The organism is Barnesiella sp. WM24, assembly GCF_004570975.1.
GTDB lineage: Bacteria > Bacteroidota > Bacteroidia > Bacteroidales > Muribaculaceae > Muribaculum.
On sequence record NZ_SPPC01000004.1, the window covers coordinates 169,687 to 194,383 of the forward strand.

Below are 24,697 nucleotides of genomic sequence, written 5' to 3' on the forward strand. Positions count from 1 at the left end.
ATGAACGACATATTAAGACTTATCGTAGAAAACAAACGCCGCGAGGTGGCGGCTCTCAACACCCGCGGAGGCAACAGATTTACGGAGCTGATGCCCCACATGTTTCTGAATCCGCCCGTATCAATGAGCCGTGCCATAAAAGAGAGCGCCACCGGCATTATCGCAGAATTCAAGCGCAGGTCGCCGTCAAAGGGAGAAATCCATCCGCTCGCACTCGTCAATGAAATCGTCCCGGCATATGAGGACGCCGGCGCAGCGGCTTGTTCAATGCTGACCGACACAGTATATTTCGGCGGTGCGCTGAGCGATCTATCGCTCGCAAGCACGCTTACGCGTCTACCCCTGCTGAGGAAAGACTTTATCGTAGACGAGCGTCAGATTTATGAAGCCAGGATATTTGGCGCATCGGCGATTCTGCTCATAGCCGCCGTGCTTTCTTTTGACGAGATTGTCAGGTTTACTTCGCTTGCCCACAGCCTCGGCATGGAAGTGCTGCTTGAGATTCACTCTGTCGACGAACTTGACCGGCTGTCGCCTGATGTCGACATGCTAGGAGTAAACAACCGCGACCTCACATCATTTAACACCGACACAGCCACTTCGCTTGACCTTATTTCATCACTGCCGGCAGGCATAGTAAAGATAGCGGAAAGCGGCATTTCATCACCTGCCCAGCTTAGATCTCTGCGCGAAGCAGGCTATGACGGATTTCTTATAGGTGAACGGTTTATGAGACATGACAATCCCGGAAATGCACTTAAAGAATTTATCAATGAAATCTAAACCTGTTACATCCCGGCCACGCCATGCCGACATGATGATTAAAGTGTGTGGCATGCGTGAGCCTGACAATATCGCAGCTGTCGCGGCGCTCACCCCGATGCTGATGGGATTCATATTCCACGGCGGGTCACCGCGTGACGCCACAGGGCTTTCACCCGATGCAGTCAAGGCGCTGCCCCACTTTATCCGCCCGGTCGGAGTCTTTGTAGACCGGTCGGTCGATGAGATAACCGACACCTGCAGCCGCTATGGAATAAAAATCGTGCAACTTCATGGCTCGGAGACTCCCGCGACATGCCGCAGTCTTAAAGATGAAGGCTTTACTGTGTTCAAGGCTATCGGCATCAGCGACCGCCGCGACCTGGAAAATGCTGCTGTCTATGACGAGTCAATCGACATGTTTGTATTTGACACCAAGAGCCGCAATCATGGAGGCACGGGAAAAAAATTTGACTGGCAGGTGCTTGACAGCTATCCGCTCCTTACCCCCTATCTGCTCAGTGGCGGGATAGGTCCGGATGACATTGATAACATAATCGGGGCAATGAGTCCCGGAATGGCGGGAATAGACATAAACAGCAGGTTTGAGACCGCGCCGGGTCACAAAGAGATCAGCCTGCTTGTAAATTTTATATTACAACTAAGAAAATTTAATGAACATGAACCGGATACAAAACCTTTTTGGGAGAAAAAAATCTGATATTCTTTCAATTTACTTCACTGCGGGATTTCCTTCTCTCGACTCAACTGTAGAAATAATTGATTCTCTTGCCTCAAAAGGCGTGGATATGATTGAAGTGGGAGTACCTTTTTCCGACCCGATGGCCGACGGACCTGTGATACAAAACAGCTCCTCTGTGGCGCTCCGCAACGGCATGACGCTTGAACTGCTTCTATCACAGGTCGAGGAAGACCGCCGGAAGCAACCCGACATTCCTATGGTGTTGATGGGCTACCTCAACCCCATGATGCAGTATGGCATCAGCGCCCTCTTTAAAAGATGCAAGGAAGCGGGCATTGACGGGCTGATAATCCCCGACCTTCCATTTGCCGAGTATATGAGCGAATATAAAGCTCTTTGCGAGACATATGACCTGCCGATGATCATGCTGATAACCCCTGAGACTTCCGATGAGCGCATAAGACTTATTGACGAGAACTGCGACGGATTCATCTACATGGTATCATCGGCGTCAACCACAGGAACCAAAGATAGTTTCAACGAAGAGCAGACCTCATATTTCCGCCATATCGACAGCCTGGACCTGAAGCATGAAAGACTTATCGGTTTCGGCATCTCCAATCAGTCGACCTTCCGTGAGGCTTGCCGCTACTCGTCGGGCGCGATTGTGGGCTCATTTTTCATCAAGTGTCTTGAAGCATCGCCCGACAATCCGGAAGCGGCTGTCGACAGGCTGCTCACCGTTCTTGGCAGATGACGCGCATATGCCCGCGAGATGCCGGTTCAAGCAGCGCGAGTGTCTTGGAGGAGGGATTCACAAGTATGTTTAACCCGTTGTTACGGTTTACAAGCGGAAAATCATCGTAATGATCGGTGATGACCACGGCAAGTGAAACATTCTTCTCTCTGAGACACTCCTCGACAGCGGCAAGTTTTGCCTCCCCCACATTCTCGTGCCATTCCTTTCCGGAAATGACATCGGGCGTTGCCACGCAACAATCAAAATGCAACAAATCGGCAATTCTGACGGCATACAGCGCCGGTGCAGCGGTAGCAAGAAGCAACACGCATCCTTCAGCGCGATATTGCTCTACAAGTCTCGCTACATCATGATTTATTGTCATAAGCAGTTTATCAACCAGAGCCTCTACATCCATGCGGTCAAGATAACGCGCCGAACAGCTTAACGCCCTGCGCTTCATCTCAGAGTGAGTCATCAGGCGCATCTTACGCGCCGTAACCGCCCATATGAGCCTTGATGCCTCAAAAAGGCGCATCTGACAAAGCAGCCGCTTCATAGCAAACAGCAGGTACTCGCGGAATGTGTTCACCCTCAGCAATGTGCCGTCAAGGTCAACCACCACTGCACGTTTCATTGTCTTGCATCCATCGACCATGGGAATCGAACCAATACTTTATCGTTAAACACTACAAAATCAGGCACAATCACCGGCTCACACGTGGTCGAGGTTATCGCCGCCGTCGACACTCTGCCGCCGGCAAGACCGGTCACCTTACCGGTCACCGCCTTTAGAGTATAGCCGGAGTCGACTGCATCATCGACTATAAGCACCGATGTGTCACCGTGACTTATCGCTCCAATGATTTCCGGCGATATATCAGCTATTACTTCCCGATGCGGATTAATGTGACGTGACAGAAACCGCGCCTCCATTATCCTCATCAGGTCGAGCAGCCTTACCGGGAGATAACGCAGTATACGCCTCACTCCGCTCTTCTCTTTGCCCTTCGTCGAAGGGCGCCTCGCGGTGACAAAGCAGCAACGTGACTGCGGGAAATGACGCGCCAGGGATAATGCCACCCTCTCGCCTCCGGTGCGTATGCCTATGATTATATCGGGAGCGCCCATTACTTCCCTCACCTTTACGGCAAGGTCGTCACACAGGCTTTCAAACACACTCTCCGATGACGCATCAAACACTCTCATCCCGTAATTCTTGATATAAACGACAACGCGCGTCTGCCGCAATATGACAGCAGTACACCACACTTATTTTTAAATCTCACTTTCCTGTTGGTCAGTTCGCCGCCACGCAACTCACGTATTATATCCCAGCAGCGGTCGCTGTAAGCCGACCCGTCATAGCCATTGCGAGCGAGAAGGACAAACATATTGAACGCAGCGCTAAGCCGCCTGTCACGTGCCGCAAGCTGCATTTCCACTCCATAGGGGACTACGCGGCGACAGATAGACTCCGTGACCGAAAGCACATCAAGCCTGCGTAAAGAGAATGATCCGATATTACTGCCGGCTCGATGCCTGTAAAAATACAGCACATCTTCACTGACAATGACATGCCCGGCAAGAGGAGTGACAGCGGTGACAAAATCAAGATCTTCATAAAGTGTCCCCTCGGCAAATCGGACTGAATCAAACAGATGTCTCCGGAAAAGCTTGCAACATGGACTGGTGTCAAGACCTTTCTGATAAAGAGTGCGCTCAAGAGCGTCCACGCCGGTAAGCCGCTCGGGAGCCTTGCCGGAAAATGACAGTTTCCTCATATCGGGCGACTCTCCCTCGGCAAACCTGAACATGGCAATATCCGCGTCACTGTCACCGGCAAGCTTGTACAAGCGCGAAATATATGACTCATGGATTACATCGTCACTGTCCATAAACGCTATGTATCGGCCTGTTGAAGCGTCAATGCCGGTATTGCGCGCCACCGACGAGCCTCCGTTGGACTGATGGATAACCCTGAAACGTGAATCGGAAGCCGCAACACAATCACATATAGCCGCACTCCCGTCGGTCGACCCGTCATCGACCAGCACCACCTCAAAATCACTAAAATCCTGACGGCGTATGCTTTCCAGACATTCGCCTATATACTGCGCCACATTATACACGGGCACGACTAAAGATATTTCAGGTTCATGGCTCATATATAACAAATTTACATAAAATAATTGTATATTTGCGAAAACACGGTATATATTTTATCGTTATTGCAACTTTAATGATGCTTCATGCATCTAATATGGACTAAAACAACCAACATTGCTTATGAAAACATTAATTACACCAGTCCTCGCGACTATGCTGCTTGTAGCGACAGCAGCATGTGCGAAAGACACCAACAAGACGCTGTACGGCAGTAAAAACATCGTGACAAAAGAAGTTACCGCCGGCAACTTCAACAGCATTGTCACCACCTCTTCAGTCGACGTAGAGTATTACCAGTCAAAAGCAAAAAGCATAACAATCTCAGCCCCCGACAACATCATCGATTATATTGACGTAAAGACTGATGGAAACAAGCTTAAAGTAGGATACAAAAAATTAAATAATATAAGGAGTATCGAATTACACGATGTCAAGGTAGTCGTGACAGTCAATGCCCCCGACGTCAGGACATTCACTACGGGAAGTTCCGGCGACATTGATATCAAAACCAACATCACCTCTGCCGGCAACATCTCTTTCAGCACTAACTCCAGCGGCGACATCAAGGCAAAGGCGATAGTCTGCAAGTCAATGGTGGCCTCGACAAGGAGTTCCGGCGATATTGAAATAAGCAGCCTTAACTGCTCAAATCTTGACGCCATGACAAATAGCTCGGGCGACTTAAAAATCAATGACATCAAAGCCACAGAGGTAAAAGCGACAGCCAACAGTTCGGGTGACATAAAGCTTTCGGGCGAATGTGAGAATGCACGTCTCACGTCCAACAGCTCAGGCGATATAAAAGCGAAATCACTTGCCGCAGTCAAGGTAGAGGCAACCGCCAACAGCTCAGGTGACATCTATTGTACCGGCATAAGCGTGAACACCAGGAAGTCAAGCTCCGGTGATATTAATGTCAACTGGAGATAATATCACTCACCCGTAACATGGCACATCACAACGACCTCGGACAATGGGGTGAAAAAGTCGCGCGTGAATATCTTATCACGCGCGGCTATACTATTATAGAGCAAGACACCCGTAAGGGCTTTTATGAACTTGACATTATCGCAGTAAAAGGCAACCGCATAATATTTGTAGAAGTAAAGACACGTTCTACCGGAGCCTTCGACCCGCTTGAGGCAATAACACCTCAAAAAATCAACCGCATATGCAGCGCGGCAAACTCATTTGTAATCCATTACCAATATCCTCATGAAGTGCAGTTTGACATAATAGCAATCACGGGCACCCCTGAAAACGGATACAACATCGAGCATATACCCGACGCCTTTGTCCCACCGCTGCGCGGATACCGATAAGCGACACCTTAATCAGTGCGACGGCGGCGAGCTGACGGGTCGGGCTCGTTTAACAACGCTTCCATCTCCAGAGGCACATTGAATATGTCGTCCTTATCCTTTGGACGAAGAGCCTCATACCACTGGAACGACGGCAGGTAATATATTGATTTCTTGGCGAGATACAACGGAGTTACCGTACCCGTGACCTCAGGCCACATCATCATGCGCTCAAGCTTGCCGTCCTTAAAGATTCCCTGCAAAAAACTGCTCTCCGAATTTACAATCTTGTTATAAGTCGAATCATCTTCTTCAGGCAATGAAATCACCTCGACATTTCCGCTGACATCCAATTGCCTCAAAGTGCCCTCCTCAAACTGCGCGAGCATCTCCTTACCCGACAGCTGATTGTAAAACTCCTCGTCAACATGCTCGGCGATAAATCCGAAATCGGGAAGTTTTGCCCAGTCGGCGGTAGAGTCATTGAAATGCACATTAATCACATTGCCAAATACCTGGCGCTCCTCATTCCACACGATAGGATGACGGTGCATGTACATTATCGAGTCACGCTCCATGAAACTTAACGAATCACACAGTCCCTGCACGTCAATGCGCCAGAAGCGCACACGCGGATAAGCAGTCATGACATGAGTTGAGTCTTCATGAAGAATATAACTGCGCACAGTGTCGCCATGAAGATACAGGGTGTCCTGACGGCTATATTCAAGGATGCGCGCACGACCGGTAGCAAAGGAGCTGTCGTTAGCCTCATAATAAAAACCGTAATCTCCTTCGATAGCAGCCTGACGGATAGAGTCGGTAAGCACCATGCCGCCCCATGCCTGACCGAAACCGGCAGGATGGTCATAGAAAATAGTGTCACCGGTAAGAGTATTGCCACGCGTAGTCACAACAAGCGAACGGTCATAGAGCTCTGACACTTCGGATTCCGTATCAAACCACCCGTTGCTTGAATACACAGTCGCACTGTCAGTAACAATCACCGACGGACTCACAATATTGGCGATGTGGGTGTCGGTATTGTACCGCAACACGTCGGTGGTCATCCTGAAGTCTTCTCCGGCTATGTCCTGAAGCACGACATGCTCTCTGAACTCAGCCTCTTTTGTGTCGGGATTATATTCGCCGTAGCCCGATGTAAGCTGATTTTCCGCATCGGTTATCTTACCCTCGTTGTCATAATATCCGAGATTGGCGGCAAGGTCATAATAAAACACGTAGGTCGACAACGTGACATCCTTGTTTATCAGCCTCACGGGAGAAGCTCCGTCACCGTAGAATGTAGCAAACTCAGTATCGCCCTTGTAATCAAGCTCGTCGGCATACACAAAAAGAGTGTCGCCCTGCTCCATCCTCACATTACCGTAGGCCTGCAGCGAGCCGCTCCCCTCATAGAAATTGGCGCTGTCACAATACATGAACATGCCGCCTTTGCGAAACATGACATTGCCTGTCACCATCTGAAATTCGGTGCTTATCTTTTCATCCATCCAAAGACGGTCGGCCCGTTCAAGAAACACACGGCTGTCACGGTCGCGGTCAACATCAGGGATAGTGGGCTTCACCGGTATGCGCTTCGCCTTTGCCGACACCGGCAGCTGCACTTTTTCCTTGACAGGTCCACCGAAGAGAAATGAAGGCGCAAGAACACCCAAAAGGCACAGGAGAACATAGATTCTCCCGTGCCTCAATGATGATATATTTTTATTTCCGTTACTTTTCACTTGCCGATGTTTTTATCCATCCGTCATGAGTAAAGTCGCAGTTTCGCCATCCGTCCTCGATGCGGACATAAGTATCTTTAATCTTCTTTTCAGTCCAGTCAGCTATGATTTTCGCTTTCTGAGCCTCTTCATACATGCCTTTAATCATCTGGTAGTCATCGCTGAGATTAGCGCGGTGTCCCTCAATGCGGTTGGTAAGCTTCACTATCGCCACTATGTCGCGGTTACGCTTGGGGTCTTTCATGATGAAAGGCTTTGAAAGCTCGCCCACCTGCAACTTGCTCACCTCGCGGCTCACCTCCTGAGGAAGCTGCGACATCTCAAAGCGGGTAGTACCGGTATTGTCATTTACCATTACACCTCGGTTATTTCGCGTATCCTTGTCCTGCGAAACATATGGTATGGCTTCCTCAAAGGTAAACTTTTCTGCAAGAATTTCAGCTCTCACTGTGTCAAGACGATGTACAGCCTCGGTGAGGTCCTTGTCACTCACCTTCGGACGAAGCAGGATGTGACGGGTATTGATACGGTCACCACGCTTCTCGATAAGCTGTATGATATGGAATCCATATTCTGTCTCCACGATTTTCGACACCTTCTTCGGGTCGTTGAGGTTGAACGCCACGGCTGCATACTCAGGCACAAGCTGTCCCTTTCCCATAAATCCAAGTTCACCTCCGCGTATAGAACTGCCGTCTTCCGAATAGAGGATGGCAAGAGTGGAGAAATCTGACTCACCTTTGTTAATACGGTCGGCAAAGTCGCGCAATCGTGACTTGACCTCATCTATCTCCTCACGAGGGATGACCGGATTAAGCGTCATAATCTGAGTCTCCACCTGAAGCGGTACAAACGGGATTGAGTCGGCAGGCAACGATGAAAAATACTTTCTTACATCAGAAGGAGTCACTTTCAGATGATCGGTAAGCGACTTCTGCACCTGCGACACTTTATAATTGTTACGCATTGCATCCATCATCGTCTCCCTTATTTCGGGCAACGGACGACGATAAAACTCCTCAAGCTTTTCCTGAGTGCCGAGGTTGGCAATCATCATGTTGATTCGGCGGTCAACCTCCATTGCGACCATTCCGTCCTGCACCTCCACAGAGTCCAGTTCAGCCTGATGGAGAAACAGCTTCTCCACGGCAAGCTTCTCGGGGATGACACAATAAGGGTCGCCGTTGATGTCGGCACGCTCGTATAGCATCGTCTGATACACCTCCTCTACCTCCGACTTGTAGATAGGCTCATCACCGATCCACCACGCCACTTCTTCAGCTATATTGTTCTGAGCGACGGTAACTACCGCCGCAGCGCCTAACGCACATAATGTAATAGTTCTGGTAAGTCTCACGTTTATATTCTGTTTTTTATTTATTCAGTAATCATTGACGAACCGGCAACGCCAAGCTCCATATTAAGCTCTACATCTCCGTTTTTAAGCCCTTCCTCATAGAGTCGCTGCCGCAGACGGCGGTCATATTCAAGGCGCATGCTCCCGGCGATATATTCGCGTATATTATCTTTCACCGATTCAAAGGGGGCGGGCTCGCCCTTTGGCAACACCCGGATGACCTTAAGCATATAGACATAGCCATTGCGCGACATCTCCATGACTTTATTCCATCCCGACAACATTTCCGGCGAAGCGTCAAAATCAAGAGGCATGCGCCCGGCTATCCTGTTCCAGTCCACCCAGTCATCGGCAAAGTAGTCATACTCCATGACCTTGGAATTGTCAAAATGGTATTTTTCAAGATTATCGAGGTCATCCTCGCTTCCCGACTTTACCCATTTCCTGACATCGGCGATACGCTCCGCATTGTCAGGCAACTTCACATAGATGCCTTTTATAAGCGGAGCATCAAGTCTGAACTCATCCTTGTGACGGTCATAATATGCCTGCAGACTGTCGGCAGAAAGCTCTTCGGGCATATTCTGCTCATACATAAGCCGCCTATACTCCATCATCACAAGCTCATTACGGTAATCGCTGACCTTCTCCTCTATCTCGGAGAGGTCGGGAATATTTCGTGCCGCCACCTCACCGATTATACGCGAGTCAATCCATTGACGCACGTAGGCATTGACAAATCTCAGACTGTCGGCGGAACTAAGACCGTAAGGCACTTTCTCTTTCAGTTCGGGAAGTGTAAGCACAGTCTTGCCGACCCTCGCCACAACATCGTCACGGTTGACAGCAGAGTCACCGCCTCCCCCGCAAGAAGCGAGGCAGGCGGCAATAATCATTATAGCGGCTGGCTTCAGATATGTCATATATTATGCCGATTGTCAATCGACATCAAAATTACTAAATTTTCGGCTATTGCAGTTTTTTTAATGCTTTTTTATTAACTTTTACAGGATATTTTGATTTCAGTCCGTCGACCCACTGCTTTTCGAGCTCAGCCTGATAGTCGGCAATGACAGCGCCCCTCACATCAGCAGCCTCACGCGGGGCATCAATCATCTCTCCGCCATAAACCTCCGCACGCTTCCACACTCCGCGCATCTCAGGTTCCGGGGCATTGAACACAAGCCAGTCAACCATCTTATTGTCGCCCTTGCCGGCGAGCACACGCTCAGCGCGCGCCATGTGCTTGAAACGCTCCCTCAACTGTGACGACAATGAGTCAACGGCAGGATTTGTTTTAAGAAAATCATTGACCAGCGCCGCTACCGAATCGTTTACGCTATACACGATGTAGCCTTTATATTTGGGGGCATCCCAGGCATACTTGTCACGATGAGACTCAAAATAGCGCTCCTGACCTTCCTTATCGGCCGATGCGCGGTTCCATACTTCATCATTTGAAATCTCAAACAACAGCATGCCATCATGATATTCATTGAGAAGATTACGGAAATCGGTATCTTTTTCAGCTATGCGTGCAATTTCAGTGTCTATTACCATTTCATCAGTAATGGCAGCTATCATAGCTTTGATGTAGGTCTCCGCCTCGGCGACACCCATAGCAGGCTTAGGCATAGGCTTTGCCAGCAGGTTTACTGTGCTGAATACATTGCCGTTGACCTCTCCAAGCACAACCGGATAGGCGTTGAACGTAGCGACAATCGACGAGTCAAGTGAGCCATGATCCTTTATCGCAGCCATGAGCGAGGCAACATTGTCATCATACACCTTTGCGCCAAATTCCTTGCCAAGCTGCTCAAGACGCTTTTTACGGGGAAGACGGTCTCTGCCGTCACGCTTCATCATTGCCGTGATTTTTTCACGCGCCTCGTCAAGCGAGGGCACATCGCGCGAGTCAATACGGTTTATGATATGGTAGCCATAAGATGTGGCAAACGGCTTGGAGATGCCTCCGTTTTCAAGTGAGAAAGCCACGTTTTCAAATTCCGGTACCATCATTCCGGCACCAAACCAAGGCAACATTCCGCCCTCTTTTGCCGACCCGGGGTCTTCGCTGTCACGAGCCGCGACCTCGGCAAAATCAGCTCCTGCCACTATCAGTTCATAGATCGAGTCAATCTGCGCCTTTGCAAGTTGAGAGCCGGCTTCATCCTTTCCACGGGTAAGCTTCAGGATATGACGCGCGAGAACCTCCCCACGTGACGGACGCTCACCTTCGACACGCACGATATGGTAACCGAACGGACTTTCAATCACCTCCGAGATTTCACCTACCGGAGTCTCATAAGCGGCATTTTCAAATGCGTAAGGATACCTTCCCGCCATAATCCAGCCAAGCTCGCCGCCATTGGAGCGCGCGGAGCGGTCGATGGAATAGCGACGCGCTACGTCGGCAAAATCACCGCCAGCCAATATTACAGAGCGAAGACTGTCAAGAGTGGCACGACGTGCCTCCGCCTCTGACGGCGACCTCCCCTTGTCAATCATCACATGGCTTACCTTTACCTCTTTTGACATGTGGGAATACGCTTCGTTTATAAGGCGCTCTTCCTCATCCTTGTCATATAGATACGGCTCGGCAAGTTCATTTCTGTATTTCGTAAATTCTGCCTTGAAAGCAGCGGTAGTGTCAATTCCCGCAGCCTCGGCGGCAGCAACTTTAAGCTTATATATCTTAAACAGCTCGGCATAGTCCCCTACACTCATCGGGGTCATCTGCTGACCGTTATTTTTATTATAAAGATATTCAAACTCACTCAAAGGCACTTTTTTGCCGGCGACCGTCATCACTGTCGGGTCATTATCCTTTGCTGTCGCGGGCGCAAGGGCAAGCACTCCAAGCGCAACTACCGCAATCCCTTTTCGCATTGTCATCATGTGATTGATTTATATGTGTATTAGTATAAAAAGCAAAGATATAACGCGGGGACAATGCCCTGTATTATATCTTTGCGAACATATTCTGATGAATTCCCTTCAATTTTACTGGTGAGACGCGCTGTAATTGGGCGCCTCGCTCGTTATTGCGACATCATGAGGATGGCTTTCCGCAACTCCGGCGTTGGTGATGCGAGTGAACTTCGCATTGTGCAGTTTGTCGATATTTTCAGCTCCGCAGTAGCCCATACCCGACCTCAATCCGCCAAGCATCTGGTAAACGACCTCATAAAGAGAGCCCTTGAATGGCACGCGTGCCGCGATACCTTCGGGGACAAGCTTACGGGTGTCAGTCTCTCCGGCCTGGAAATAGCGGTCCTTTGAGCCCTTCTCCATAGCCTCAAGCGAGCCCATGCCTCGGTAAGCCTTGTACTTTCTTCCGTTAAAGATGATAGTGTCACCGGGTGACTCCTCTACTCCTGCGAGCATACCGCCAAGCATAACCGAATATGCACCTGCGGCGAGAGCCTTCACAATGTCACCTGAATAACGGATACCTCCGTCGGCAATCAAGGGTATTCCTGTTCCTTCAAGAGCCTTTGCAACGTCATATACCGCTGAAAGCTGAGGAACACCGACTCCGGCAATCACACGGGTGGTACAGATTGAACCCGGACCGATGCCGACCTTAACACCGTCGGCTCCGTTTTCCGCAAGGAAACGCGCAGCCTCTCCGGTAGCGATATTGCCAACTACGACATCAATCTCGGGATACTTCTCCTTAACCGAACGAAGCACACCGATTACACCCTTGCTGTGACCGTGGGCAGTATCGATGACGATAGCGTCAACTCCGGCGGCGACAAGCGCATCGACACGATCCATGACATCAGGGGTGACACCGACACCGGCAGCCACGCGAAGACGTCCGAGAGCATCCTTACATGCATTAGGCTTGTCTTTAGCCTTGGTTATATCTTTGTAAGTCACGAGACCGATAAGTCTGCCGTCGCCATCCACGACAGGAAGCTTCTCGATTTTATGTTCCTGAAGTATTGCGGCTGCCTCATCAAGATTGGTCGACTGGGTTGTAGTGACAAGATTTTCTGAAGTCATGACCTCATCGATAAGACGGTTGAGATTTTTCTCAAAGCGCAGGTCACGGTTAGTTACGATACCTACAAGCTTACGGTCATTATCAACAACGGGTATACCACCGATATGATATTCTTCCATCATCGCGAGCGCATCCTTTACAGTGCTGCCGCGCATAATGGTCACAGGGTCATAAATCATACCGTTTTCAGCGCGTTTGACTGCATGAACCTGACGCGCCTGCTCTGCTATCGACATGTTCTTGTGAATGACGCCGATACCGCCTTCGCGGGCAATCGCAATGGCAAGCTGCGCTTCCGTGACGGTGTCCATAGCCGCCGACACAAGGGGCACATTGAGAGTTATGTTACGTGAAAACCGCGTGGTGAGATCCACACTTCTTGGTAGCACTTCCGAATAAGCCGGAATAAGGAGGACATCATCAAAGGTAAGTCCATCCATCTTTACTCTATCTGCAATAAACGACATATAATGGAAAAATTTATTGCGCACAAAGTTACAATTTTTTTTGCATTTTTAAAAATCCTGCAAGTAAAATCTATCTAAAATTTTCCCGTGACTCCCATGACTCCTTATGGGGTTAAGTGTCTTTTATTTCCCAATGGCCGCCTTTCTTTGGACCAATACGCTTTATTAGATGTGACATTTTAACAATCTCACGATCTATTGTCGGAGCACTCACCCCGATTGCTTTAGCTATTGAATCAAGACTAATTGTAGGATCCTCCTGTATTAATTCGAGGATATTGTGCTGACGTTGAGATATATTTTTAGCATCATTTTTAGCATCATTTTTAGCATCATTTTTAGCATCATTTTTAGCATCATTCCCACTTACAGGGACATCATTGTCTTCTGTCTTTCGCTGTATGGCAGATTTAAGGGGGAAGGAGACGGTGGCGATGGTGCGGTCGCTTTCGATGGTGGGGCGTGTGCCTGTCAGGGTCTCCCAGCTTGCGAGTTTGTTCATGCCGTATCCGGCGTTTTCGGCAATGCCTACAAAACGGAAGAGTTTGGCAATGGTCGGATTGCGGAGTTTAGAGTATATTTTGCCAAGTATATCCTTTACGGGGAGAGGGAAAGCTCCACCGTTCATAAACTCGATGTGGTCGGTATATACGCGGATACAGGAGCGCAACGAATCAAAGTGATCGCAGTGCATTACCATGTTGGCGAGGGCTTCGCGGAGAACCTTGTATTGGCTCTCATCTGTCGTAGCAAATCCATCGTCTTTGATATGTATGGGCGCATCAACAAGTGTTCGGAAACGGCGCAGAATAATCTGCACTGCCTCCCAAATGTTGTCTTGCTCCGGAATACGGTAGGTGTATCTCACTTCTGCCTGTTGGATAGTCGGGCCCGGAATCTCTATGTAGTCAACGCAAAATGTCGGCACATAGCGAAGGACGTAAGGTGCTTTACCGAACATCAGGAGTCCGGCATACGTGAGCAATCCATTTCGGGTGATGTTGACCTGTTCGCAGAATTCAACATCATCCACCTCTCGGAGGTTGACAAGATTCTGTGTCTGGCTAAGTGCATACCTGTAACTTTTTAGAGTATTGAGATTAAGCATATCAATACTTGTGTCGGGTATTGTCTCCTCGGTTTTCTTACCGAAGGATTGGTTGCGGAACATAGCCCGTATCTCTCCCTCAGTTGCCCTTTGGTCTCCGCTACCCATTCGGATGAATGTGTTGATGGGACTGCCGAAATAGACGGGCTTCAAATCAACTTCCGGCACATAGAACGCAAGAAGTTTCTTGCCGTCAATGTCGTATTGCTTAGAGGTAACTGCCAATCTCTGATTGAATTTCTCTGAGCGCAGAGTACCAAGAAAATCCTGTTCAAGTTTCTCAATGTTATCCACACCTTGAATCTCGAATGTCTTGCCGGATTGTTTCACTCCGAGCACAATCCATCCGCCGGAGGTATTTGAGAACGCGCTTACGCTTTCCCAGATATTCTTCGGCAATTCAGATTTTGCAGCCTTGACTTCAAAATCCTCCCATTCTATGTCATGCAGCTTTGCTACAAGCTCATCCTTTGTCATTTCAACTGCAATTGTATAATCGCGAGTGGAAACTTAGCGAATGTCGGTCGAAGACCGTTTCGCGATGCCATCGGCAAAGTTATCCATCGCAAAATTACGAAAAATCCGTTAATAAACCGCTATGTTTGAGTATGAAACACCCAATATTGAGGCAATTAGACAATAATTTTTCTTTTCCTCAGCAACTCCGTCTTGTGCTTTATTGAGTTTGGTTTGGTTCGGGCTATATATATGCCTGATAAACTAAACCGATGTATATATAGCCGGGTAAAAGAAAAAAGTTCAGATGGGTGTAGAGTTGGGTGGTGACACCTTATTGCATTATCACTGCCGCTTGTTGCCGCCCGTCGCGTTGACAACAGGCACTGCCGGTTTCTTTCGGGCTCCGGCATGATTGGCGATAAGCAGCCCCGTCACTATAATGACAAATGAAACGGGCTGATACCAGTGAAATGTGTCAATCTTCATCAACAGCGAGACGACCGTGGCGATGACAGGCACCAGATATTGATATAGCGACACAAGTTCGCTACCGATATACCTGATTGCCGGCGCCGTGACAAGATAGCAATAAAATGTCGGGAAAACGATTATAAAGCCAAGCACAGCCACGGGTGCCGGTTCCGGCTGCGCGACAAGTCTTACGCCGTGGACAGTGAAGAGCAGAGGCAGGCAGAGTATTGCGGTAAACAGGAATATCCATCTCATGAGAGTGACCGGCTTGTACTTGCGCGAAGGCTTTTCTATTATTACAAGATATGCCGCATAGCTGACTGCGCATATGACAGCAAACAGGTCACCGATAAGCTTCCCTTTCTCCACCGCCCCTCCGCCAAGTATCACAATAAGGGCACCGACAAACGCCACACCCATTCCAAGCATTTCAAGACGATTGACACGCTCATGCATAAACAGCACATGTATCAGCACCACGAGCATAGGCTGAAACGTAAGGATGATGCTTATGTCGATAGGCGACGCAGTGTTAAACGCAAGCGAAAATACATATACAAATCCAAGCATGAACACGGAAGCGAGCATAAGCGTCCTCCGGTCACCCCGCGCTATCTTTTCAGTTTTCACCGCCAATGATGCGAGCCACACAAGCAATGCCGCCCCAAATATACGCGCTACAGCCACTCCGGGAGCGGAAATCCATGACGGGATGAGAAACTTGTTTGCCGGCTCGTTGAATCCCCAGCATATTGCCGCCGACAGGGCAAGCAGATTGCCGATTATGATTAACCTGTGATTCTTTTCCATTATATCGTCTTGCTTTTACATTATTCAAGACAATATAGCGTTACCGATGGTTCACATATCAACGGCGTGTGGCGACAAGCTCAGTAAGATGAGCCTCCTTTTCAGCAATCAGCAAGAGGGTGTCGCCAAGATAAAGACGCGTGTTGCCTGTAGGCACAAGATACCTTTCACCACGCTTAACCATTATCACAAGTGTTGCGGGAGGCAGAATTATGTCACGCAGGCGGTCACCATCCACAAGCAGCTCAGGCTTGACTTCGGTCTCTACCATTGCCGCCGTAATTTCATCGGGCAGGTCAAGGTTAAACTCCCTTTCCTTCACCGGCTCCTCAAGACCAAGCCATTTAGCCATGCGCGTGACCGTAGTCCCTTGTATGAGAAGCGACATGATCGTAATGAAAAACACCATGTTAAACATGAATCTCGCATGAAGCACATCAGGCGACATCAGGGCATACGTCGCAAAGATTATGGGGACTGCGCCACGTAATCCCACCCACGACACATAAAGACGCGCCTTTAAAGAAAAGCGCTTGAATGGCATAAGACACAACATTACCGCAGCGGGACGTCCAATTGCAATCATGAAGACGCCAAGCAACATGCCCGGCACGAGAATGCCGGCATTCATCAGCTCATGAGGATTCACCAGGAGCCCAAGCGAGAGAAACATTATAATCTGTACAAGCCAAGTGAATCCGCCGAAGAAGGTGGTTATAGTCTTTTTCAGCGCAAGCTTCATGTTTCCCACTACAAGTCCGGCGAGATAGACGGCAAGATAACTGTTGCCGCCGACAATCTCGGTGATGGAAAATGTAAAAAAGACGCAGGCAATCATCATTACCGGATACATGAACTCATTGGCAATACGGAGCTTGTTGATTACCCACACCGAGAGATAGCCACACATCAATCCGCAGATAACGCCTATAGACAACTGTCCTAAAAGCATGACCACAGGGTTGGACAGCAATGTGTAGCCACCGGAGGCTCCCTTGTTTTCAATCATCGAAATCAGGATGATAACAAGCAGATATGCCATAGGGTCGTTACTTCCACTCTCCAGTTCAAGTGTAGGTTTCAGCCTCTCACGCAATCCCACGCGCGAACTGTTGAGAATAGAAAAGACTGATGCAGAATCGGTCGACGACATGACTGCGGCAAGCAACATCGACTCCTTCCAGCCAAACGCAAACTCAGGGCTCAGCCAGCGGAAAAGATAATATATGAACGAGCCGGTCATGGCAGTGGTGAGCAAGACTCCTACCGTCGCAAGCACAAGCCCGGGACCAAGTATCGGCTTTATATCGGAAAATTTTGTATCTACTCCGCCGGAAAACAATATAATGCTTAATGAAATCATGCCTATAAACTGTACAGCCTCAGCAGAATCGAAATGGATTCCGAAGCCATCCACGCCGGCAATCATGCCTACTCCAAGGAACAACAAAAGAGCAGGCATACCGAAACGATTGCCCGCCTTGCCGACTACCACACTTATGGCAAGCAGTACGGCGACAATCAGCATTATATTATTGGCGTTTATAATCATGATTCAATGAAAGCGGTTATCATGTTCAGCGCTCGGCTCGCACAGAGTTATGAAGGAAGTCTTCGTAAGCAAGGCGTATGCCGTCGCGCAATTCAGTCTTGTAGGTCCATCCGAGCCGAGTGGCTTTGCTTACATCAAGAAGCTTGCGGGGTGTGCCGTTAGGGCGGGTCGTGTCCCAAAGTATTTTCCCCTCGTAACCTACAGTGGAGGCAACAAGTTCGGTAAGTTCCTTAATTGTCAATTCCTTTCCTGTTCCGGCATTGACCGTCTCGTTACCGCTGTAATTGTTCATCAGAAACACACAAAGGTTGGCAAGGTCATCGACATAAAGGAACTCCCTCAGTGGACTTCCGTCGCCCCAGCATGTCACCGACTCTGCTCCCGCCTCCTTCGCCTCGTGAAAGCGGCGTATCAGCGCGGGAAGCACATGGGAATGCTCCGGATGATAGTTGTCATTTGGCCCGTAAAGATTGGTCGGCATGACAGAGATGTAGTCAGTGCCATACTGACGGTTAAGATACTCGCAGTATTTAAGACCTGAAATCTTGGCAAGCGCGTATGCCTCATTGGTCTTCTCCAGCTCTGAAGTCAGCAGGCAACTTTCAGGCATAGGCTGCGGGGCCATGCGCGGATATATACACGATGACCCGAGAAACTCAAGCTTCCGGCAGCCGTTGCGCCACGCCGCGTTTATGACATTCATCTCCAGCATCATGTTGTCATACATGAAGTCGGCGAGAGCCGATGAATTAGCGATTATACCGCCCACCTTTGCCGCTGCCAAAAATACATACTCAGGCTTTTCTTCGGCAAAGAAGTCATTGACCGCCTGCTGGTTGATGAGGTCAAGTTCCTTGTGAGTGCGCGTTATGATATTGGTATAGCCCTGACACTGAAGCTCCCTGACTATAGCCGAGCCCACCATGCCGCGGTGACCTGCCACATATATCTTTGAAGTTTTCTCCATTTATTTCACAATTCCTTTTTCCAGATACTCGGCAAGATTGGTTCTTACGCCTTCCCCAGCCCTCTCGATAGCAACCTTTTCCATGTCGGCATCGACCATGATATTTACGAGCTGCTCAAACGAGGTTCTCTTTGACGGGTCCCATCCGAGTTTTTCTTTAGCCTTAGTCGGGTCGCCCCACAGGTTTACGACATCGGTAGGACGATAAAAATCAGGCGATACCTCAATCAACACCTTTCCGGTCTTGACATCTATGCCCTTTTCATTTTCCCCCTCTCCTTCGAAGCGCAACTCGATTCCGGCGCGGCGGAAAGCGTGTAGACAAAACTCTCTCACCGAGTGCTGCACTCCGGTTGCTATCACATAATCCTCAGGCTCGGGCTGCTGCAAGATTAGCCACATGCACTCGACATAATCCCTGGCATAGCCCCAGTCACGGAGCGACGACAGATTGCCGAGATAAAGTTTCTCCTGCTTGCCCTGTGCTATACGCGCCGCAGCAAGTGTAATCTTTCGGGTGACAAATGTCTCTCCGCGACGCTCCGACTCATGATTGAAAAGTATACCCGAACAGCAATACATGCCATATGCCTCGCGATATTCCTTGACTATCCAGAATCCATAAAGCTTCGCTACGGCATAAGGGCTGTAGGGATGAAACGGGGTATTCTCGTTCTGGGGAACCTCCTCGACCTTTCCATACAATTCCGATGTTGACGCCTGATAGATGCGGCATGTATCGGCAAGCCCGCATTGGCGCACAGCCTCAAGGATGCGCAACACTCCGGTAGCATCGACATTGGCTGTATACTCCGGTGTGTCAAACGACACCTGCACATGGCTCTGCGCGGCAAGATTATATATCTCGTCGGGACGCACCTTCCCTATCACCTGAAGTATGCTCATCGAGTCGCCCAGGTCGGCATAATGAAGGTGGAAGTTGGCATGACCCTCAAGGTGGGCGATGCGTTCGCGGAAATCGACCGATGACCTGCGTATTGTCCCGTGTACGTCATATCCTTTTTCAAGCAGCAACTCCGCAAGAAACGAGCCATCCTGCCCGGTCACGCCGGTAATAACAGCCTTTTTCATCATCACGCCTATTTTGCCTTTACTCCTTTGGCTCCCTTCACTCCTCCTCCGAGATTGAATATATTCTGGTCATAGCTGACTGTCTTCATCTCCTGCTCGCGCTTGCGCTTGAGGGCAAGCGCAACAAGCTTATCCATGAGCTTGTCAAAGGGGATGCCGGTAGCTTCCCAAAGATAGAATGACAGCGAGCCGGGAATAGTGTTAATCTCGTTGACATAGATATTGCCGTCAGCCTTGTCAATCATGACATCCACTCGGCTCACCCCGTGACATGAAAGCACACGGAAAGTCTCGCTGGCAAGAAACTGAATACGCTTTGTAACGTCATCGGGCAACTCCGCAGGGATGCGCTTCTGAGCCGACTGCATGCCTTTCGAGCCTTTGCCGCCGCCCATGTATTTTTGTTCATAGGTAAGGATGTCGCCTACCTTCACAGGCTCTTCAAGCACCGACATCTGATAATCGTCACAGTCTCCGAGAACGGAACAATTGATTTCCTGCAACTCTCCTATCATATGCTCTACAATAAGACGCGACGAATAACGGCACGCCTCGTCGATACGTGTCTCAAGCTGCTTGCGGTCATGAGCAGTGCCGATGCCGACACTTGAGCCGAGATTTGCCGGCTTCACGATTACCGGATAGCCGAGCTTTTCTTCTACACGTGCCACAAGGGCGTCACGCGAGCGGTCCCACTGCTTGTCGGTAAACCACACATAATTCACCACTGGCACGTCATTTGCCTGAAGTATCATCTTCATGGTTATCTTGTCCATGCCGTTGGCCGAAGCAAGCACGTCACATCCGGCATAGGGAATACCGATAGTCTCAAGCACTCCCTCAAATATGCCATCCTCAACATTTGAACCGTGAAGCACCGGAATCACAACGTCAAGCTTAGCGGCGATATTCTGACCGCCAAACATCTTGCGGGCTGTCTTATAAAGATTATAATCGCCAAAGACAGGGTGCATGTATACCTCTTCACACTTCTTCAGAAGTTCAGGGATATTGCGGTAGTTAGCTACTTCAAACAGAGCATCGCCTGTGTACCATCTGCCTTGCTTGGTTATATATACGGGGGTGACATCATATTTTTCGCGGTCGATGGCATGCATAGCCTGTGACGCCGAAATAACCGAAATCTCATGTTCGGTCGACCTGCCACCAAAAAAAACTCCTATGTTGGTCTTCATTATAATGAATTTTTTTAATTGTCATTTATTTAAATGTATCGGGGAGATCATTCTCATAAAGCACTGCGTCACCGGGCGCTGAAACCTTGGCAAGCACTGCCTGTGCATCGTTGAACGTATCTACCGGATAGACGTTGGTCTCATCCATCCCGGCATCACGCAGTCCCGACAATATAGCATCTCTGTTATATTGCCCTACGACGATGGCTATGTCAGCCGACGCGGCTATCTTGCCGCCAAGCGCCTCATTGTACTCATACTGCTTTTCGCCAAGCTCAATCATTCCAGGCGTGATCACTATGCGCTTTCCCTCATTCATCGAGGCGAGCACGTCAAGAGCCATCCGCGACCCGTCAGGATTAGAATTGAATGCATCGTCAATAATCGTTATGCCTCCGGGCACATGCTTTACACTTAGACGGTGTTCAACCTGCTCTATTTTTGCCACGGCACTGCGAATGCTCTCTATAGGGACATCCATATATATGGCCACGGCTATAGCACCCATCAGATTGGAGATATTGAACTCACCAACGAGCTTTGTGTGGAAATCATGCTTCCCTTCCGGCGACACGAGCGTGAAATCCGTGCCTGAAGATGAATAGGTCAGATTCTCCACCCGGTATTCGTTATTTCCTTTGTCAGTCATGGCATAGCGCACCACGGGGACATTGGTAACCTCGCGGGATGCCACATAAGGGAAGTCGTCGTTAAGAAACGCCATGCCGTCGGAAGGCAGCGAGTCGACAAGCTCAAACTTTGTGCGCTGCACATTTTCAATCGACTTGAACGACTCCAGATGCTGCTCGCCAACAGCTGTAACAACACCGGCTACAGGATGCACGAGGTCACATATCTCCTTGATGTCGCCTATGTTCTTGGCTCCCATCTCGCATATAAACACTTCGGTGTAGGGCTTCATCATCTCCCTGACCGTACGGATTACGCCCATTGTCGTGTTATAGCTTCCGGGGGTCATTAGTACATTGTATTTCTCGCTAAGTATGCGGTGAAGATAATGCTTGGTGCTGGTCTTGCCGTAACTGCCGGTCACCCCTATCACAGTAAGTCCGTTCATGGACTTCAATATACGCGCCGCGTCATTGTAATATCCCGCATTGATATGCTTTTCGACAGGAGCAAGCAGAATATTAGCAGCCATGATGACAACGTGGGACAACACATAGAGTGCCACAGCTGCGAAAGCGACCACATACAGGTCACGCCACACAAACCACGCAGCCACGGAGATGACACAGCAGAGCAGCATGGCGGTGATATAAATGCGCTTGGCGCGATTGGTCCACACAAGCGGCTTCTTGTATCGGGCATTCAGCAGGCTTATTATATTGATAAGCAGCGGCAGTATCGCAAGAGTACACTTGAACCACACAGGCACGGAGCGCACCCCCATCGCCACCACTCCTATGAGAGCGAGAAGGCGCACCCACGAGGTCGTGTCGCCCGAAGTGGAAAGCCAACGACGGTAACGCTCGTTGCGGTAACTGTTTTGCTGAAGCATCATCAGGTCGCGCTTCATCTCCATAAACAGATTGATGACCGCGATGGCGATAAGCGATATTACGAATATATTGGTAAGCATAGCTCAAATGTAATTTTATGAGGTAAGAAAACTGCGCAACACCGCAGCAAACTGATAAGGATTGTCAAGAAAACTATAGTGTCCGCACCCCGGAAAAGATACAAGCCCCGCGCCGGGTATATGCCGTTCCATATATCGGGCGTCGGAAATAGGCGTCGCTGTGTCATTCTCCCCCCATATAAGCAGGGTAGACGCCTTAATCCCGGGCATACAATGACGCAGATCCTCATTCACCACCTTGCTAAGGATGGCACGCATAAGTGGCGATGCATTGGCATAGTCCGACGACCCGGCTTTCTTACGGTAGGCATTGAGCTTTTCCTCAGCACGTGACGAGCCCAACAACGCATACAGCAGGCGCTTGTAAGCCTTGAAGGAGTACACCTTGACATAATACTTCATCGAGCGTGAAGGCTTTATGCCGGCGGCGTCGACAAGAATCAGCTTATCCACGTCATCATGACGCGACGAATACAGGATTCCGACTCTTCCGCCAAAGGAGTGGCCGAGCAGCGAAGGGCGCTCAATGCCCTCCTCTTTTATCACAGCATCAAGCACCCCGGTATACTCTTCCACGCCCCACACGGCAGACGGCTCCGGTGATGCCCCGTGACCGGGAAAATCTATATTATAGACCTTGCATCCCGACTCCACAGCGACCTTCTCTATACTTGCAAGCGTAGTCGTGTTACACCCCCAGCCGTGCATAAGCACAAGAGGCTTCCCTTCGCCTTCGCTCACTGTATAATGAACGGTAGCGCCATTGACCGTGATATACTTGTCCATAACTTCCGGAAGCTGAACTGACAGTCGTGTTAACGGCGGCGCATGTTGCGCATCATCTTCATCGGATTTGCCTTCATCGCCGTAGCAGCCTTCATCATCTTGCGGGTGTCCTCAAACTGCTTGAGCAGTCGGTTGACCTCCTGGATGGTAGTTCCTGAACCGCGTGCTATACGCTGGCGGCGGCTGCCGTTGATAATTTCGGGATTGACACGCTCCTGCTCGGTCATCGAACGGATGATTGCCTCGATGCCCTTGAATGCATCATCATCGATGTCAAGATCCTTTATAGCTTTGCCGACTCCGGGTATCATTGAAGCAAGCTCCTTGAGATTGCCCATCTTCTTGATTTGCTGTATCTGGTTAAGGAAATCATTGAAGTTAAACTGGTTTTTGGCAATCTTGCGCTGAAGCTCGCGTGCCTCCTTCTCGTCAAACTGCTGCTGAGCCTTCTCTACAAGCGACACGATGTCACCCATGCCAAGAATACGGTCAGCCATTCGCGAAGGATGGAAATAATCGAGTGCGTCAAGCTTTTCACCGGTTCCGACAAACTTTATCGGCTTTGTAACGACTGTGCGTATAGAAAGAGCCGCACCGCCACGGGTGTCACCGTCAAGCTTAGTCAGCACCACTCCGTCAAAGTCAAGACGGTCATTGAACTCCTTGGCTGTGTTAACAGCGTCCTGACCGGTCATCGAGTCGACCACAAAAAGGGTTTCCTGCGGCTTGATTGCCTTCTTGATTGCCTCAATCTCGTTCATCATCGCCTCGTCGACGGCAAGACGTCCTGCAGTATCGACAATCACGAGGTCATAATGGTTGGTCTTGGCATAGCGGATGGCATTTTCAGCTATCTCGACGGGATTATTGTTGCCCTCTTCTGTATAGACCGGGACACCTATCTGCTCTCCAAGCACCTTCAGCTGCTCGATAGCGGCGGGACGATAGACGTCGCCGGCAACGAGCAACGGGCGTTTTGCCTTCTCGCTCTTGAGCTTCTTGGCAAGCTTTCCCGACATTGTTGTCTTACCGGAACCCTGCAGACCCGACATAAGTATCACCGTCGGGTTTCCGCTCAGGTTGACAGGGGCAGTATCGCCACCCATGAGCGCAGTAAGTTCATCATGAACGATCTTAACCATAAGCTCGCCCGGTTTAAGGGCGTTAATCACATTCTGTCCTAAAGCCTTGGCTTTTACCGTATCAGTAAACTGCTTTGCCACTTTATAGTTGACGTCGGCGTCAAGAAGCGCGCGACGCACCTCTTTAAGTGTCTCTGCAACATTGATTTCTGTAATTCTGCCTTGTCCTTTAAGTAACTTAAAACTGCGTTCAAGTTTTTCGCTTAGATTTTCAAACATATGATTAAATCTCGTTTTATTCTTATTGTAT

Annotated in this window: 22 protein-coding genes; 5 read left to right on the forward strand and 17 right to left on the reverse strand. The window is 49.5% G+C overall.

Annotation, left to right across the window (positions count from 1 at the left end; all coding sequences use genetic code 11):
* The 3 genes from trpC to trpA are packed head-to-tail and all read left to right on the forward strand — an operon-like array spanning position 1 to position 2,222.
* Positions 1–783: an indole-3-glycerol phosphate synthase TrpC gene (gene trpC, locus E4T81_RS05585; RefSeq protein ID WP_135042242.1), complete on the forward strand. Its 783-nt coding sequence runs from the start codon at positions 1–3 to the stop codon at positions 781–783.
* Positions 773–1,483 carry a phosphoribosylanthranilate isomerase gene (locus tag E4T81_RS05590; protein WP_167761723.1) on the forward strand — a complete coding sequence of 237 codons (711 nt, stop codon included), beginning with the start codon at positions 773–775 and terminating at the stop codon, positions 1,481–1,483. The genes trpC and E4T81_RS05590 overlap by 11 nt, the downstream gene beginning before the upstream one ends.
* Complete coding sequence (trpA, locus tag E4T81_RS05595) at positions 1,443–2,222, forward strand: tryptophan synthase subunit alpha (protein ID WP_135042246.1); 780 nt, start codon at positions 1,443–1,445, stop codon at positions 2,220–2,222. The genes E4T81_RS05590 and trpA overlap by 41 nt, the downstream gene beginning before the upstream one ends.
* Here the strand turns inward: trpA and E4T81_RS05600 are convergent.
* Genes E4T81_RS05600 through E4T81_RS05610 form a run of 3 tightly spaced genes read right to left on the reverse strand, consistent with a single transcriptional unit; the run spans position 2,203 to position 4,372 of the window.
* Entirely contained in the window at positions 2,203–2,841 is a 639-nt protein-coding gene (locus tag E4T81_RS05600) for an HAD family hydrolase (RefSeq protein WP_167761725.1), read from the reverse strand. The genes trpA and E4T81_RS05600 overlap by 20 nt on opposite strands.
* Positions 2,838–3,413, reverse strand: a complete 576-nt coding sequence (locus E4T81_RS05605; protein ID WP_135042250.1) for a phosphoribosyltransferase — start codon at positions 3,411–3,413, stop codon at positions 2,838–2,840. The genes E4T81_RS05600 and E4T81_RS05605 overlap by 4 nt, the downstream gene beginning before the upstream one ends.
* The gene (locus E4T81_RS05610) at positions 3,410–4,372 is read right to left on the reverse strand and encodes a glycosyltransferase family 2 protein (protein WP_135042252.1); all 963 of its coding nucleotides are present in this window, start codon (positions 4,370–4,372) and stop codon (positions 3,410–3,412) included. The genes E4T81_RS05605 and E4T81_RS05610 overlap by 4 nt, the downstream gene beginning before the upstream one ends.
* 121 nt (positions 4,373–4,493) lie before the next feature.
* Between E4T81_RS05610 and E4T81_RS05615 the strand changes: the two genes are divergently transcribed.
* Together E4T81_RS05615 and E4T81_RS05620 are read left to right on the forward strand one after the other, a co-directional pair.
* Positions 4,494–5,303, forward strand: coding sequence for a GIN domain-containing protein (locus E4T81_RS05615; RefSeq protein ID WP_135042254.1), 810 nt, complete (start codon positions 4,494–4,496; stop codon positions 5,301–5,303).
* A gap of 17 nt (positions 5,304–5,320) precedes the next feature.
* Complete coding sequence (locus tag E4T81_RS05620) at positions 5,321–5,695, forward strand: YraN family protein (protein WP_135042256.1); 375 nt, start codon at positions 5,321–5,323, stop codon at positions 5,693–5,695.
* An 8-nt stretch (positions 5,696–5,703) separates the two neighbouring features.
* On the opposite strand, the gene E4T81_RS05625 is transcribed toward E4T81_RS05620, so the two are convergent.
* The 14 genes from E4T81_RS05625 to ffh form a co-directional block, all read right to left on the reverse strand.
* Positions 5,704–7,389 carry an OstA-like protein gene (locus E4T81_RS05625; RefSeq protein WP_135042258.1) on the reverse strand — a complete coding sequence of 562 codons (1,686 nt, stop codon included), beginning with the start codon at positions 7,387–7,389 and terminating at the stop codon, positions 5,704–5,706.
* Positions 7,390–7,411: 22 nt separating this feature from the next.
* Positions 7,412–8,779 (reverse strand): peptidylprolyl isomerase, encoded by a 1,368-nt coding sequence (locus E4T81_RS05630; RefSeq protein WP_245207016.1) that lies wholly within the window; start codon positions 8,777–8,779, stop codon positions 7,412–7,414.
* 20 nt (positions 8,780–8,799) lie between these two features.
* The gene (locus tag E4T81_RS05635; protein ID WP_135042262.1) at positions 8,800–9,702 is read right to left on the reverse strand and encodes a peptidyl-prolyl cis-trans isomerase; all 903 of its coding nucleotides are present in this window, start codon (positions 9,700–9,702) and stop codon (positions 8,800–8,802) included.
* Positions 9,703–9,748: 46 nt separating this feature from the next.
* Positions 9,749–11,668 (reverse strand): peptidylprolyl isomerase, encoded by a 1,920-nt coding sequence (locus E4T81_RS05640; RefSeq protein ID WP_167761727.1) that lies wholly within the window; start codon positions 11,666–11,668, stop codon positions 9,749–9,751.
* A 114-nt stretch (positions 11,669–11,782) separates the two neighbouring features.
* Positions 11,783–13,261, reverse strand: a complete 1,479-nt coding sequence (gene guaB / locus E4T81_RS05645; RefSeq protein WP_135042266.1) for an IMP dehydrogenase — start codon at positions 13,259–13,261, stop codon at positions 11,783–11,785.
* Between the two features lie 112 nt (positions 13,262–13,373).
* Positions 13,374–14,846, reverse strand: coding sequence for an RNA-binding domain-containing protein (locus E4T81_RS05650; protein WP_135042268.1), 1,473 nt, complete (start codon positions 14,844–14,846; stop codon positions 13,374–13,376).
* A gap of 324 nt (positions 14,847–15,170) precedes the next feature.
* On the reverse strand, positions 15,171–16,109 hold the full coding sequence (locus E4T81_RS05655; protein WP_135042270.1) for a DMT family transporter: 939 nt from the start codon (positions 16,107–16,109) through the stop codon (positions 15,171–15,173).
* Between the two features lie 58 nt (positions 16,110–16,167).
* The gene (locus tag E4T81_RS05660) at positions 16,168–17,661 is read right to left on the reverse strand and encodes a potassium/proton antiporter (RefSeq protein WP_135042272.1); all 1,494 of its coding nucleotides are present in this window, start codon (positions 17,659–17,661) and stop codon (positions 16,168–16,170) included.
* Between the two features lie 25 nt (positions 17,662–17,686).
* On the reverse strand, positions 17,687–18,628 hold the full coding sequence (locus tag E4T81_RS05665; RefSeq protein WP_135042274.1) for a GDP-L-fucose synthase: 942 nt from the start codon (positions 18,626–18,628) through the stop codon (positions 17,687–17,689).
* A complete protein-coding gene (gene gmd / locus E4T81_RS05670; protein WP_135042276.1) occupies positions 18,629–19,723 on the reverse strand; it encodes a GDP-mannose 4,6-dehydratase in 1,095 nt (364 codons plus the stop codon).
* A gap of 5 nt (positions 19,724–19,728) precedes the next feature.
* Positions 19,729–20,916 (reverse strand): D-alanine--D-alanine ligase family protein, encoded by a 1,188-nt coding sequence (locus E4T81_RS05675; protein WP_135042278.1) that lies wholly within the window; start codon positions 20,914–20,916, stop codon positions 19,729–19,731.
* A 25-nt stretch (positions 20,917–20,941) separates the two neighbouring features.
* Positions 20,942–22,519, reverse strand: a complete 1,578-nt coding sequence (gene murF, locus E4T81_RS05680) for a UDP-N-acetylmuramoyl-tripeptide--D-alanyl-D-alanine ligase (protein WP_135042280.1) — start codon at positions 22,517–22,519, stop codon at positions 20,942–20,944.
* A 15-nt stretch (positions 22,520–22,534) separates the two neighbouring features.
* Positions 22,535–23,305 (reverse strand): alpha/beta fold hydrolase, encoded by a 771-nt coding sequence (locus E4T81_RS05685; RefSeq protein WP_135042282.1) that lies wholly within the window; start codon positions 23,303–23,305, stop codon positions 22,535–22,537.
* Between the two features lie 29 nt (positions 23,306–23,334).
* Positions 23,335–24,666: a signal recognition particle protein gene (ffh, locus tag E4T81_RS05690; protein WP_135042284.1), complete on the reverse strand. Its 1,332-nt coding sequence runs from the start codon at positions 24,664–24,666 to the stop codon at positions 23,335–23,337.
* Between the last annotated feature and the right edge of the window lie 31 nt (positions 24,667–24,697).